Annotated in this window: 12 protein-coding genes; 5 read left to right on the forward strand and 7 right to left on the reverse strand. The window is 66.5% G+C overall.

Annotated features, from left to right (window positions below):
* Positions 1-59 precede the first annotated feature (59 nt).
* The 5 genes from ABFX18_RS03515 to nikE are packed head-to-tail and all read left to right on the forward strand — an operon-like array spanning position 60 to position 6,967.
* Positions 60-1,733, forward strand: a complete 1,674-nt coding sequence (locus ABFX18_RS03515; RefSeq protein WP_346057410.1) for an amidohydrolase — start codon at positions 60-62, stop codon at positions 1,731-1,733.
* Positions 1,730-3,376, forward strand: coding sequence for an ABC transporter substrate-binding protein (locus ABFX18_RS03520; RefSeq protein ID WP_336662652.1), 1,647 nt, complete (start codon positions 1,730-1,732; stop codon positions 3,374-3,376). Before ABFX18_RS03515 ends, ABFX18_RS03520 begins: the two co-directional genes overlap by 4 nt.
* A complete protein-coding gene (locus tag ABFX18_RS03525; RefSeq protein WP_346057411.1) occupies positions 3,376-4,443 on the forward strand; it encodes an ABC transporter permease in 1,068 nt (355 codons plus the stop codon). The genes ABFX18_RS03520 and ABFX18_RS03525 overlap by 1 nt, the downstream gene beginning before the upstream one ends.
* The gene (locus ABFX18_RS03530; protein WP_249290822.1) at positions 4,440-5,360 is read left to right on the forward strand and encodes an ABC transporter permease; all 921 of its coding nucleotides are present in this window, start codon (positions 4,440-4,442) and stop codon (positions 5,358-5,360) included. Before ABFX18_RS03525 ends, ABFX18_RS03530 begins: the two co-directional genes overlap by 4 nt.
* Positions 5,357-6,967 (forward strand): nickel ABC transporter ATP-binding protein NikE, encoded by a 1,611-nt coding sequence (nikE, locus tag ABFX18_RS03535; RefSeq protein WP_346057412.1) that lies wholly within the window; start codon positions 5,357-5,359, stop codon positions 6,965-6,967. Before ABFX18_RS03530 ends, nikE begins: the two co-directional genes overlap by 4 nt.
* A 52-nt stretch (positions 6,968-7,019) precedes the next feature.
* On the opposite strand, the gene ABFX18_RS03540 is transcribed toward nikE, so the two are convergent.
* The 7 genes from ABFX18_RS03540 to nrdH form a co-directional block, all read right to left on the reverse strand.
* Positions 7,020-7,814 (reverse strand): alpha/beta fold hydrolase, encoded by a 795-nt coding sequence (locus ABFX18_RS03540; RefSeq protein ID WP_346057413.1) that lies wholly within the window; start codon positions 7,812-7,814, stop codon positions 7,020-7,022.
* 150 nt (positions 7,815-7,964) lie between these two features.
* Positions 7,965-8,939 carry a choloylglycine hydrolase gene (bsh, locus tag ABFX18_RS03545; protein WP_346057414.1) on the reverse strand — a complete coding sequence of 325 codons (975 nt, stop codon included), beginning with the start codon at positions 8,937-8,939 and terminating at the stop codon, positions 7,965-7,967.
* A 94-nt stretch (positions 8,940-9,033) separates the two neighbouring features.
* A complete protein-coding gene (locus ABFX18_RS03550) occupies positions 9,034-9,918 on the reverse strand; it encodes an AraC family transcriptional regulator (protein WP_346057415.1) in 885 nt (294 codons plus the stop codon).
* Between the two features lie 275 nt (positions 9,919-10,193).
* Positions 10,194-11,162 (reverse strand): class 1b ribonucleoside-diphosphate reductase subunit beta, encoded by a 969-nt coding sequence (gene nrdF / locus ABFX18_RS03555; RefSeq protein ID WP_010155851.1) that lies wholly within the window; start codon positions 11,160-11,162, stop codon positions 10,194-10,196.
* Positions 11,163-11,215: 53 nt separating this feature from the next.
* Complete coding sequence (gene nrdE, locus ABFX18_RS03560) at positions 11,216-13,357, reverse strand: class 1b ribonucleoside-diphosphate reductase subunit alpha (protein WP_346057544.1); 2,142 nt, start codon at positions 13,355-13,357, stop codon at positions 11,216-11,218.
* Between the two features lie 26 nt (positions 13,358-13,383).
* Positions 13,384-13,785, reverse strand: a complete 402-nt coding sequence (nrdI, locus tag ABFX18_RS03565) for a class Ib ribonucleoside-diphosphate reductase assembly flavoprotein NrdI (RefSeq protein WP_090146214.1) — start codon at positions 13,783-13,785, stop codon at positions 13,384-13,386.
* Between the two features lie 77 nt (positions 13,786-13,862).
* Positions 13,863-14,096 carry a glutaredoxin-like protein NrdH gene (gene nrdH, locus ABFX18_RS03570; RefSeq protein ID WP_090146211.1) on the reverse strand — a complete coding sequence of 78 codons (234 nt, stop codon included), beginning with the start codon at positions 14,094-14,096 and terminating at the stop codon, positions 13,863-13,865.
* Between the last annotated feature and the right edge of the window lie 44 nt (positions 14,097-14,140).

A 14,140-nucleotide genomic window follows, 5' to 3' on the forward strand; every position in this document is an offset into this window, starting at 1 on the left:
TCGATTGCGCATACCTTGAACACCTACGCATCGAAGAAGATACGCCGAAGGAGGCTGCGGTGACGCACACCCCGACCGCTGACACCGTGCTCGAGCACGGATGGGTCTACACCGGAACCGAGAGCTCCCCCGTCTACGGCGGGGTCGCCATCGCCGACGGACGCATACTCTCGACCGACCCCGACGAGGTGGCACGCGTCGCCGAATCAGCGACCACCCGCGTCGACCTCGACGGCCGACTGGTGATCGCCGGGTTCCAGGACGCGCACGTGCACCCCGTCATGGCGGGGGTCGAGCTGCTGAGCTGCGATCTCTCGGGCTGCGAGACGGCAGCGGACACGCTCGCCGTCGTCGCCGCGTACGCCGACGCGCACCCCGATCTCCCCTGGATCCAGGGGGCCGGCTGGTCGATGGACGCCTTCCCCGGCGGCACCCCCACCCGTCAGATGCTCGACGAGATCGTGCCCGACCGGCCGGTGCTGCTCGAGAATCGCGACCACCACGGCGCGTGGGCGAACACCCGCGCCTTCGAGCTCGCCGGGATCACCGCAGAGACGGCCGACCCAGCCGACGGGCGCTTCGAGCGCGAACCCGACGGCACCCCGGCCGGCACCGCCCACGAGGGAGCGATGAGCCTCTTCGGCGCCGTGCGGCCGCGGCCCACACTCGAGCAGGCGTACGCCGGGCTCCTCGCCGCGCAGCAGCACCTCCTCTCCTTCGGCATCACCGCCTGGCAGGACGCAGCGGTCGGCGAATTCATGGGCAGCCCCGACACGGTGCCGGTGTACCTGCGCGCGGCGCGGGACGGCGCGCTCAAGGTGCGCGTGCGCGGAGCGCAGTGGTGGAACCGGGAGGACGGCGACGCCCAGCTCGGGCCGATCCTCGCCCGCCGCGACGAGGTCGCGAGCCAGTGCCACCCCGACCAGCTCTCGCTCGCCTCCGTGAAGGTCATGGTCGACGGCGTCGCCGAGAACTTCACCGCTGCGATGCACGAGTGCTACCGGGATCACCACGGCAACGCGACCGAGAATCGCGGCATCTCGTTCTTCGACCCACGCGACATGGCGCGCTTCGTGGCCGCCCTCGACCGCGAAGGGATGCAGGTGCACTTCCACGCGCTCGGCGATCGCGCGGTCACCGACGCGCTCGACGCCGTGGAGCACGCCCGACAGGAGAACGGCGCGAGCGGAAACCGCCACCACCTCGCGCACCTGCAGGTCGTGCGCTCGGAGGACGTGGCCCGCTTCGCCCCGCTCGAAGCGACCGCGAACATTCAGGCGCTGTGGGCGTGCCACGAGGATCAGCTGGACACGCTCACGCTGCCCTTCCTGGCCGACGACGCCGAAGAGCACCACTACCCCTTCGGCGAACTCGTCGCAGCGGGTGCGCGCCTCGCAGCGGGAAGCGACTGGTCGGTCTCGAGCCCCGACCCCGTGCAGGCGATCCACATCGCAGTGAACCGGCGCTCGCCGCACAACGACCTGCCCCCGCTCGGCCCCGAGTCGCAGCGGCTCACCCTCGCGCAGGCGCTCGACGCCTACACGCAGGGCACGGCCCGAGTGAACCACCTCGATCACGTCACCGGACGCATCGAGCCCGGCTACTACGCCGACCTCACCATTCTCGACCGCAATCTCTTCGACCTCGCCCCTGCAGATCTGCACACCGCGCGCGTCGACGAGACATGGATCGGCGGCGAGCGCGTGTACTCGCGAGCGGAGGACGCAGCGTGACCCGCCGCCTGACCCGCCGCGGCATGCGCGGTACGGCCGCCCTCGGCACGGCGATCCTGCTCGTCACCGGCCTCGTCGGCTGCGGGCAGAGCGCCGTCGGCAAGGATGCCGGCACCTTCGAGCTGGAGGCGAGCACTCCCGCTCCCGTGGGCGAGATCGACTCGTACACGTGGGCGCTCGGCACCGAGCCGTATTCCCTCGACCCGGCGTACGCATTCGACTACGCCGACAACACGGTGCTCTCGAACGTCTGCGACTCCCTGCTCCGCTGGAACTCCGACCTGTCGGTCTCGCCCGGCCTCGCCACCGGTTTCGAGCACCCCGACCCGCTCACCTGGGTCTACACGATCCGCGAAGGCGTCAAGTTCCACGACGGCACCGAGATGACCCCGAACGACGTCGTCGTCTCGTTGATGCGGCACCTCGATCCCGAGGTGGCGTCGTTCTGGTACGACACCTTCAAGAACGTCGACACGATCGAGCAGACGGGCGAGCACGAGGTGACCGTGCGCACCGTCGTACCCGACTCGCAGTTCAATCAGCTGATGTCGGCGGCCCCCGGCGTCATCCAGTCGGCCGCGACCACCGAAGCGGCGGGTGCCGACTACGGCAACCAGTCGACCGGGGTCAACTGCACGGGCCCGTTCTCCTTCGGCGAGTGGCGCTCGGGCGAGTCGATCACCCTCGACCGCTTCGACGACTACTGGGATCCCGAGCTGCGCGCGAAGGCCGAGCAGATGACCTTCGTGATCCTCACCGACCCGAATGCGCGCGTCAACGCGCTGCAGACCGGCGAGATCGATGGCGCGTGGACGATCCCGAGCAACGCCATCGACGTGCTGCGGGCGAGCGACACCGGCAGCGTGCACTTCGGCCTGAACGCGACGGTGCAGAGCCTCATCGTGTCCGACATGGACGGCCCGCTCGGCGACGTGCGCGTGCGCCAGGCTCTGACCATGGCGCTCGATCGCGAGGCGCTCGTGCGCGCCGCCGTGCAGGGCTACGCGACGCCGACCGACGCGCTCACATCCGAATCGGTGTGGATCAACGGCGACCCAGAGGCCGCGAAAACCGCATTCGAGGACCTGCCGAACCACGACTACGACCTCGAAGAGGCGCGGCGCCTCGTCCAGGAGGCCGGCGCCGAGGGCGCGAAGATCACGTACGCGACCGCGTCGCTCGACGCCTCCTTCGATGTCATCTCCCAGGCGGTCGCGTCGGCGGGCGCCGAGATCGGCCTCGACATCGAGATCGACACCCGCACCCCGAACGCGTACACGCTGCTGTTCTCCGACCCCACCGCGCTCGAGGGCGTCGACCTGATGACGACGCGCTGGTACCTCTCGAGTACCGACCCGCTCGAGATGTACGCGGTGCTGCGCACCGGCGAGTTCTCGAACTACGGCCAGTGGTCGAACGACGAGTTCGACACCATCGTGAACGAGGCGCTGCAGACGGACGACGCATTCGAGCGCTCCCATCTGGCCGCCGAAGCGCAGCGCCTCACGAGCGAGGAGCTCCCCTGGATTCCGCTCTTCGACGTACCGACGACCCTGTGGCTCGGTGACCGGATCACGGGCGTCGATCCATCGATCTACTACATGTACTACCCCTGGGCCGCGACGATCGGGAAGGCGGAGTGATGACATCAACTGGCGCTGCTGCAAACGAGACGCGGGCCGTGCGACTGCGCGAGGACGGCACCTCGTCCGGCCCTCAGCGCGGGGGGCGCCGCAGTCGCGGCCGCCGCAGTGGGACGACCGCGCGGTTCGTGCTGGGACGCCTCGTCGGCCTCGTGGCGACGTTGTTCGCCGCCTCGCTCGTCGTATTCTTCTCCCGCTTCGTCGTGCCGGGCGACCCGGCGCGCTTCCTCCTGCGCGGCCGGAGCCCGAGCCCGGAGGCCATCGCCGAGGTCACGAAGCAGTACGGCCTCGACAAGCCCCCGATCGAGCAGTACCTCTCGTGGATCAGCGGCGTGGTGCGCGGCGACTTCGGCCGCTCGCTCCAATACCGCGACGACGTGTCGAGCGTGCTGCTGGCCCGGCTCCCGGTCACCCTCGAACTCGTCGCCCTCGCCGCGGTGATCATCGTGCTCTTCGGGCTCGCGGCCGGCATCTTCGCCAGTCTGCGGCGCGGCAAGCTGACGGATCGCGTGATCCTGATGACGTCGACGGCGCTCGGCGCGATGCCCGCCTTCGTCATCGCGATCCTGCTCATCGCGGTGTTCGCCGTGCAACTCGGCTGGTTCCCCTCCTTCGGCAGCGGAGACGCCGGCTGGGACCGCTTCATGCACCTGATCCTCCCCGCATTCGCCCTCGGCCTCGCGTTCGTCGCGCTCATCGCCCGGGTCACCCGCTCCTCGATGAACGAGCAGTTCGTGCGCGAGCACGTCGAGGTGGCCACCAGCCGCGGACTCACCCGGTCATCGGTGGTCTTGCGGCACGTACTGCGCAACGCGGTCGGTCCGATCCTGCTCGTCAGCGGCGTGCTCGTCGCAGGTCTCCTCGTCTCGAGCGCGATCGTCGAGCAGACGTTCGGACTCGCCGGCATGGGGTCGCTGCTCGTGCAGTCGGTCGATCGACTGGACTTCCCGGTCGTCCAGGCCATCGTGCTCGTCGTCGTCGTCGCCTTCGTCACCATCAACACCATCGTCGATCTCATCCAACCGCTGATCGACCCCCGCATCGCCGCAGGATCGGAGACCCGATGAGCACCTCTGCCTCCCAGGCCGCACCGCGGCCCGCCACCTCAGGATCGTCTCCGGATGTCCCGCCGAACGCCACCCGCGCCCTCACCGTGCCGAAGTCGCTGCGGCGCAGGCGCTTCTCCGTCCAGGCCACGGTGTCGCTCGTCTTCGTCGCGATCGTCGTACTCGCCGCGGCGCTCGCGACGCTGATCGCCCCCTACGACCCCGATCACGTCGACCTGCAGAACGTGCTCTCCGGCCCCAGCTGGGCGCACTGGCTCGGCACCGACGCGCTCGGCCGCGATCTGCTCACCCGACTGATGTTCGGCGCGCGCACCTCCCTCATCGGTCCGCTCATCGTCGTCATCGGCTCGACCGTGCTGGGCCTCCTGCTCGGCCTCATCGCCGCGTGGCGCGGCGGATGGATCGACGCCGTGCTCTCGCGCGTCTTCGACTTCCTGTTCTCGTTCCCGGCGATGCTGCTCGCGATTCTCGCGGTCGCGCTCTTCGGCAAGGGACTCTTCGCCCCGGTGCTCGCCATGACCATCGCCTACATCCCCTACGTCGCCCGGCTCACCCGCGGGCTCATCGTGGCGGAGCGCACCCGGCCCTACGTGCAGGCCTATCGAGTGCTCGGGTTCCGCGGATCGTGGATCGCCCTGCGCCGCGTGCTCCCGAACGTCGTGCCGACTGTCGGCGCCCAGTCGACGCTCAACTTCGGCTACGTGCTCGCCGACCTCGCCGCCCTGTCGTTCATCGGCCTCGGCGTGCAGGCCCCCACCGCCGACTGGGGCTCCATGATCAATGAGAGCCGCGGGGCACTCATGAGCGGGGCGCTCCTGCCGACGTTCGTGCCCGCCGCAGTCGTCGTGCTCGTGGTGGTCGCCATCAACATCATCGGCGAAGAACTGTCCGACCGCATCGGAGGCAACTTCTCATGACCCAGCTCCTCGATATCGCAGATCTCTCCCTGCGCGTTCCCGGACGCGGCCCGCTGCTGAACGGGGTGTCGCTGTCGGTCGCCTCCGGCGAATCCGTGGCCCTCGTCGGCGAATCCGGATCGGGCAAATCGCTCACCACCCGGGCTGCTCTCGGCCTGTTCCCCGACCACGCATCGCTCGCAGGGTCGGTACGCGTCGGCGACATCGACACCGTGACGGCGAGCGAGGCGCAGCTGCGCACGATCCGCCGCACACGTGCGTCGATGATCTTCCAGGACCCCCGCGCCGGCATCAACCCGGTGCGCACACTCGGCGACTTCCTGACCGAGACACTGGTGCGCTGGCACGGACTGAGCCGATCCGACGCCGCGGCGCGCGCCGTGGCTCAGCTGGAGCAGGTCGGGTTGCCGCGTGCCGCCTCGCTGCTCGACCAGTACCCGCACCAGCTCTCGGGCGGCATGCTGCAACGCGTGATGATCGCCGCAGCTCTGCTCGATTCACCCGATCTGCTGCTGTGCGACGAACCGACCACCGCGCTCGACGTCACCACCCAGGCCGGCATCGTCGATCTGCTCCGCGAGCAGCAGGCGGCACGAGGGATGGGCATGCTGTTCATCACGCACGACCTCGGGCTCGCCGCATCGCTGTGCGAGCGCGTCGTCGTGCTGCGCGGCGGGCTCGTGGTGGAAGCGGGCGCGACCGAGTCCATCTTCCAAACGCCTCGTGAGGCTTACACTCGCGAGCTGCTCGCCGCGACACCGCGCATCGAGGTGCGAGAGGTTGTCACCGGTGCAGCGGGCGCTTCGGCGCCTGTGGACCCCCCGCTGATCGTGGCCTCGGGGCTCACGAAGCGCTACCGGGTGACGGGGCGCGACGATGTGACGGCGCTCTTCGACGTCGACTTCTCGCTCGCGCGCGGCGGATCGCTCGGCATCGTCGGCGAATCGGGCTCGGGCAAATCGACGCTCGCGCGCATCCTCGTCGGGTTGGAGCAGACCGACGAGGGAGAGCTGGTGGTCGAGGGCGTCACGCGACCCGATCGCGCGCTCTCGGGAGCCGAACGCCGGACACTCGCATCCAGCACCCAGATGGTGTTCCAGGATCCGTATCTCTCGCTCGACCCCCGCATCGCGATCGGCCGTTCAGTCGCCGACGTCGTGCGCCTGCACGCCGGCGGAACGCGTCGAGACGCCGAGTCGGCGGCCGGCGCGCTGCTGGAGCGCGTCGGCATCCGGCCCGACCAGCTCGCCGCGAGGCCGAAGGCTCTCTCGGGCGGGCAGCGGCAGCGCGTCGCGCTCGCGAAGGCGCTCGCCGCGAAGCCGAAGCTGCTCGTGCTCGACGAGGCGACGAGCGCACTCGACGTGTCGGTGCAGGCGCAGGTACTCGAACTCATCGAGGAGGTGCGCGAGCAGTTCGGGCTCACCATCGTCTTCGTCACGCACGACCTCGCCGTCGTCTCTCGGATCTGCGCTGAAACCCTCGTGATGCAGCGCGGCGAGGTCGTCGAGTACGGAACGACGACGCAGATCCTCACCGACCCGCAGCAGGAGTACACGCAGCGCCTGATCGCGTCACGGCCCGAACCGCTCTGGCTGCAGGCGGCGTAGGGGCGGGTGGGCGTTTCGGCGGCGGGTGAGCGCTTCGGCGGCGCCGCGTCGGTTATGCCCCGCCGCGGAGGAAGTCGATGCCGAACCGCTTGAAGTCTCGCGCGCCCGGCGCGTTGAAGTGGTGCCGTCCTTCGATCTCCACGAACGTGCCGTTCGGCAGCTGTGAGGCGAGCTGCTTCGAGTCGTCGAAGATGCGATCCTCGGTGCCGGTCGCGACGAGCACCGGCTGCTGCGGCGGACGCCCCATGTCGGGGTTCTCGTCGCCGAACCGCATACCTCCGGCGAGAGCGATGAGCGCTCCGAGATCGTTCTCGGGCACGCGCTCGGCGAGCCTGACGTAGTTCTGCGTGGCCTGGTCCGTGACGGGCGTGCCGTGCTCGAGGTAGGCGTTCGCCTGCGCGAGGTCCAAGCGGCCGAGCGGGCGCCCGTCGGGAATACCGCCCAGCACGGCTCGCTCGATCCGGTCCCCGAGGTCGACCGCCACGTGCCAGCCGACGCGCGCGCCCAACGAGTACCCGAGGTAGAGCACCGGGTCGATCATGTACGTGTCGAGGATCGCCTCGACGTCAGAGACCAGGAGCGGCATCTGGTAGTTGCGCGGCTCGACCGGCTTCTCGCTCATGCCATGCCCGCGCTGATCGATGCCGAGCACGCGGAATCCCTCGCGCAGCAGCCCGCCGACCCAGCCCGTGCTCACCCAGTTGTCGCGGCAGCTCGACGCGAAGCCGTGCACAGCCAGCACTACGGGGGCGTCGTCGTCGCCCCAGGTATAGGTGGCGAGGCGGAACCCCTCTTCCGACATCACATACACGGGCTCTGGCATCTCGGGAATCAGCGGGATCGACACCCCTCTATTGTGGCGGGTGCGCCCATCAGGGCTCTTCAGGGCGGGCTCGACGCCTCCGAGCCGCCGCCGTATGCCGTCGATCCGCGATCTACAAGCCCCGCGCCTGGTTTTGCGTGTTGCGGACCGCGGATCCCATGCAGAACGCGACTGTCAGTTCTGCCGAAGAATCTGCTGCTCGTGGGTCAATGGGTAATCGATGAGCGCTCGCCCGTCGAGGTCTTCTCGATGCATGTCCACCGCTGTGATCCGACTGTTCTCGTACGTCGTGTAGTAATAGACGCCGGTGTCGGTGTTGCAGCAGGAGGAGTAGATGGTGATCTCGAACTCGCCTGGAGAAACCTCCACGCACCCGCGCTGCTGGGCGACGGATCCGAGGATCTGGAAGAACTGACTGATCGATTCCGACTCCGTTTCCCCGGACACCGAGTTCAGCTTCGTGAACGCGGCTCTGACGAATCGCGACGCGGACGACAGATCGCCGGGCAGGCCGATCGCGCCCATCCCCCGACTGTAGATATCGAACTCCAGCTCATCTGAGAAGTGCGTCTCCGGCGGGTGCTTGGAGAGGTGCATGAAGTTGTTCAAGTTGAACATCTGCATGTCGAACGGAGGATTGTTGGTGAGCACCCCGACCGGGTTGTCGTACACCCTCAGCCCTTCCGCGACGCTCTCCACAGTGATCGATTCGGTCCGATCAGAGATGATCCAGTGCAGCGGCGACAACGGGAAGGTCTCGTTGAACGAGATGTCGACGAGGTTCATCGTTTCGAGCGCCGACTTCACCTCACCCACGGTTTCGAACTGCCCCAGAATCCACGGGATGAACTCGAACGGAGTGATGTCGGTCCGGCCCGGCGCCTCGGGGTGGTAGACCGCGTTCCCCGGGAAGTTGAGACCCGCCATGCTGAGGCCCTGTTCGTTCGTCGCGTCGTAGTACAGGGGGTACCCGTCGGCGATCGTCGCCATCCCGATCATGGCGTGATGGGTCTCCAGCGACTCTGATCTGCGGAATGCGAACGGGAAATTGCGCGGCGTCACGGTGACCGTCTCGTTGTACGAGAACTCCAGGTCGAGATTGCGACCGAAGTAGTGGTCCCGCGTGGTGTAATTCGCCCCTGTGCACATGCCGTCCTCCGATGTGAGCCCGCCCGTTCCGCGTGGTGCGGACAGCCTACGTCCGCGACCTCCATTGCGCCACGGGGTCGATGCTCGCGAGGTTTCACTCGACGTAGTCGGATGCCGCACGCTCGATCGGCATCCACAGTTCCCTGGTCGCGGTTCTGAAGTCCTCTGCACGATCGACGACCGCGACGATCGAGGGCCCCTCTCGCAGCCGCCACGGGTTCGATGGGAACCAGTCCGTCGCCGACGCCGCGTAGCTCTCCTGCAGCGCGGCGGGGTACGGGCCCGTCGCTCGGAAGACGACCCAAGTCCCGGCGGGAACCTCGATCATGTCAAGGTCGTCGGGCGCATCGGTCGCATTCTCGACTGCGACGCCGTGCATGTACGTGAGCTCACTGCCCTCCTCGAAGTCGGGGCTGACGTCCGCACTGATCTGCAGCAATCCCCCGGGCTCGCAGTTGCTGAGCGCTTTGAGGCGTTCATGCTCCCCATCGGGCATGGATGCAATGTGCTGCTGAATGTACGGGTTCGCGCCGTCGTGGATGAGCGGGACGCGTGCGGTGCGGCCGACGAGTCGAAACGCAGGTCGTTCAGCGAGGCGAGTGTGCATAGTGGTGTTCCCTTCGACGGTCAGGCGCAGCCGCAGCTGAGGTTGCGCGCGAAGGGGGCCGCCATGCTGCCGCACGTGAGCGGCGCTCACGCCGTGCACCGCGCGGAACGCTCGGTTGAACGCTTCAGTAGAGCTGTAGCCGTATCGCACCGCCACGTCCAACATGCCCGTGTGCTCGATCACTTCCGTCGCGGCCACCGTCATGCGACGCCGGCGCACATACTCGGAGAGCGGCAGCCCGGCGAGCGAGGAGAACATGCGCCGCAAGTGATACTCGGTCGTTCCCAGCGCGCTTGCGAGCTCCGACACGTCGAGGTCGTCCGTGAGGTGCGACTCGACGTGATCGATCAGCGCATTGAGTTCGGTGATCATGGCGACCCCCTTCCAGAACGAGTCTGCCGAACCGCGGCAGGACGCATCCGATAATCCCGGTCCGATGCGATCCTACGACGCGCGATTTCTCACCGCAGGACGCTCATGCGCCGTGCTCCGTGCGCCGTGTGCCGTGCAGGTCCGCGAGGAGCGAATGAACCACTCCGCTCTACTGCGGACGCACGGAATAACCCCGCTGAAGCGCGAGAAAAGGCCCCTGACCCGCGAAGAATCGCTGGTCAGGGGCCTTTCCGCGGCGCTCGGCCGGAACCGCCTTAGAAGTCCCAGTCCTCGTCTTCGGTGGCGACGGCCTTGCCGATGACGTACGACGAGCCCGAGCCGCTGAAGAAGTCGTGGTTCTCGTCGGCGTTGGGCGAGAGCGACGAGAGGATGGCCGGGTTGACGTCGGTCATCTCCTTCGGGAACATCGGCTCGTATCCGAGGTTCATCAGCGCCTTGTTGGCGTTGTAGTGGAGGAACTTCTTGACGTCCTCGGTCAGGCCGACGGGGTCGTAGAGGTCGGCCGTGTATTTGACCTCGTTCTCGTAGAGCTCGTACATGAGCGAGAACGTGTAGTCCTTGAGCTCCTGGCGGCGCTCCTCGGTCTCGTTCTCGAGGCCCTTCTGGAACTTGTAGCCGATGTAGTACCCGTGCACGGCCTCGTCGCGGATGATGAGGCGGATCAGGTCTGCCGTGTTGGTGAGCTTGGCGTGGCTCGACCAGTACATCGGCAGGTAGAAGCCGGAGTAGAAGAGGAAGGACTCGAGCAGCGTCGAGGCGACCTTGCGCTTCAGCGGATCGTCACCCTCGTAGTAGTCGGTGATGATCTGCGCCTTCTTCTGCAGATTCGGGTTCTCCATCGACCAGCGGAACGCGTCGTCGATCTCCTGCGTGGAGCAGAGCGTCGAGAAGATCGACGAGTAGCTCTTCGCGTGCACCGATTCCATGAACGCGATGTTCGTGTAGACGGCCTCCTCGTGAGGGGTGATCGCGTCGGGGATCAGCGACACGGCGCCGACCGTGCCCTGGATGGTGTCGAGCAGCGTGAGGCCCGTGAACACCCGCATGGTGAGCAGCTGCTCCTGCGGGGTCAGGGTCGCCCACGACTGCACGTCGTTCGACAGCGGCACCTTCTCGGGCAACCAGAAGTTGTTGACCAGACGGTTCCAGACCTCGAGGTCTTTGTCGTCTTGGATCCGGTTCCAGTTGATCGCCTGCACGGCGTGGCCCAGCTTGAAGTTCATCGGGTTCTCTCTACTCCGGTGGATTCTCGATACCTATGCGCGGGTCGGGCGCATCACAGCATGCAGCTGACGCACTCCGACATGTCCGTGCCCTCGAGCGCGAGCTGCCGCAGACGGATGTAGTAGATCGTCTTGATGCCCTTGCGCCATGCGTAGATCTGCGCCTTGTTGATGTCGCGCGTCGACGCCGTGTCTTTGAAGAACAGCGTGAGCGACAGGCCCTGATCGACGTGCTGCGTGGCCGCGGCGTAGGTGTCGATGATCTTCTCCGGGCCGATCTCGTAAGCGTCGGTGTAGTACTCGAGGTTCTCGTTCGTCATGAACGGAGCCGGGTAGTACACGCGCCCGAGCTTGCCTTCCTTGCGGATCTCGATCTTCGACGCGATCGGGTGGATCGAGCTCGTCGAGTTGTTGATGTACGAGATCGAGCCGGTCGGCGGCACGGCCTGCAGGTTCTGGTTGTAGATGCCGTGCTGCATCACGCTGACCTTGAGCTCGAGCCAGTCCGCCTGGTTCGGGATCACGATGCCCGCCTGCTCGAACAGCTCGGCGACGCGCGCCGTCGCCGGCGCCCACTCCTGCTCGGTGTACTTGTCGAAGAACTCGCCCGACGCGTACTGCGAGTCCTCGAAACCGCCGAAGACGCTCTTTCGTTCGATCGCGATGCGGTTCGAGGCCTGCAGCGCGTGGAACAGCACGGTGTAGAAGTAGATGTTCGTGAAGTCGATGCCCTCTTCTGAGCCGTAGTGCACGTGCTCACGAGCGAGGTAGCCGTGCAGGTTCATCTGGCCGAGGCCGATGGCGTGCGACTGATCGTTGCCGTCCTCGATCGAGCGCACGGAGGAGATGTGGCTCTGATCGCTGACCGAGGTGAGGGCGCGGATCGCGAGTTCGACGGTGCCGCCGAGGTTGCCGCCGTCCATCGCCGCGGCGATGTTCATCGAGCCGAGGTTGCAGGAGATGTCCTTGCCGATGTCGCCGTAGCTCAGATCCTCGTTGTACGTGGTCGGCGTATTGACCTGGAGGATCTCGGAGCACAGGTTCGACATGTTGATGCGGCCCTTGATGGGGTTCGCACGGTTCACGGTGTCTTCGAACACGATGTAGGGGTAGCCCGACTCGAACTGCAGCTCGGCGATCGTCTGGAAGAAGTGGCGCGCGTTGATCTTCGTCTTCTTGATGCGCGCGTCGTCGACCATCTCGGAGTACTTCTCGGAGATCGAGATGTCGCCGAAGGGCACGCCGTAGACGCGCTCGACGTCGTACGGCGAGAACAGGTACATGTCCTCGCCCTTCTTGGCGAGTTCGAACGTGATGTCGGGGATCACGACGCCGAGCGACAGCGTCTTGATGCGGATCTTCTCGTCGGCGTTCTCGCGCTTCGTGTCGAGGAAGCGCATGATGTCGGGGTGGTGCGCCGACAGGTAGACGGCGCCGGCGCCCTGACGCGCGCCGAGCTGGTTGGCGTAGCTGAAGCTGTCTTCGAGCAGCTTCATCACGGGGATGATGCCGGAGGACTGGTTTTCGATCTTCTTGATCGGCGCCCCGGTCTCGCGAATGTTCGAGAGCAGGAGCGCGACGCCGCCGCCGCGCTTCGAGAGCTGCAGCGACGAGTTGATGCCGCGCGAGATCGACTCCATGTTGTCTTCGATGCGGAGCAGGAAGCAGGAGACGAGCTCGCCGCGCTGCGCCTTGCCGAGGTTCAGGAAGGTGGGCGTCGCCGGCTGGAACCGGCCCGACACGATCTCCCGCACGAGTCCCCGGGCGAGTTCGCGATCGCCCTCGGCGAGGCCGAGCGCCGACATGACGACGCGGTCCTCGAAGCGCTCGAGGTAGCGCTTGCCGTCGAACGTCTTCAGGGCGTAGGAGGTGAAGAACTTGAAGGCGCCGAGGAACGTCGGGAAGCGGAATTTCATTGCGTACGCTTCGTTCGTCAGCTCTTCGATGAACGGCACCCCGTACTGCTCGATCAGGGCCGACTCGTAGTAGTCGTTGTCGATCAGGTAGCGCATGCGCTCTTCGAAGTTGTGGAAGAACACCATGTTCTGGTTGACGTGCTGCAAGAAGTACTGACGGGCAGCCTCTCGGTCGCGGTCGAACTGAATGTTCCCGTCGGCGTCGTAGAGGTTGAGCATCGCGTTCAGCGCGTGATAATCCATGTCGCTGATCTTCGACGATTCGAGTCCGGGCTCCATCACCGCAGGTGCCGTGTCAGCCGTTGTTACTGTCGAGACCAAAACTGTTCCAATCCTTCTTGGACGGCGATGACGTCGTCCGGCGTTCCAAAGAGTTCAAATCGGTAGAGGAAGGGCACTTGGCACTTCCTGGCGACGATGTCGCCGGCGATTCCGTAGGCCTCACCGAAGTTGGTGTTGCCCGCGGCGATCACCCCGCGCAGGTGCTTGCGGTTCTCCTCGACGTTGAGGAACTTGATGACCTGCTTCGGCACGGCCCGTGTTTCCGGGCCGCCTCCGTATGTGGGGAGCAGCAGTACGTAGGGCTCGGTCGCCCGGAGCGGCTCGTCGCCCGCGCGTACCGGGATCCGCTCGGCCGGACGGCCGAGCTTCTCGACGAACCGGTGCGTGTTGCCGGAGACGCTGGAGAAGTAAACGAGATCCGCCATGCGCTCCTCCTTCTTCCAGCGCCGAAAATACTGAATGGGGCGAGAACCATGCGTGTTCCCGCCCCGTCCCATCAGCCTTACGCGAGGCGACCCGCGAGCTCCGAGATCTTGTCGGGGCGGAAGCCCGACCAGTGCTCGTCGTCGGTCACCACGACGGGAGCCTGCAGGTAGCCGAGCTCCTTCACCGCTTCGAGCGCCGTTTCGTCTTGAGAGAGATCGAGAATGTCGTACTCGATGCCCTTGCTGTCGAGCGCCCGGTAGGTCGCCGTGCACTGTACGCACGACGGCTTGGTGTATACGGTGATCGCCATGTCACGCCCTTCGGTAAAAATCTCTTCCGCCCCGTCCGAGGCAC

This window comes from Leucobacter alluvii, from assembly GCF_039530485.1.
GTDB classification, from domain to species: domain Bacteria; phylum Actinomycetota; class Actinomycetes; order Actinomycetales; family Microbacteriaceae; genus Leucobacter; species Leucobacter alluvii.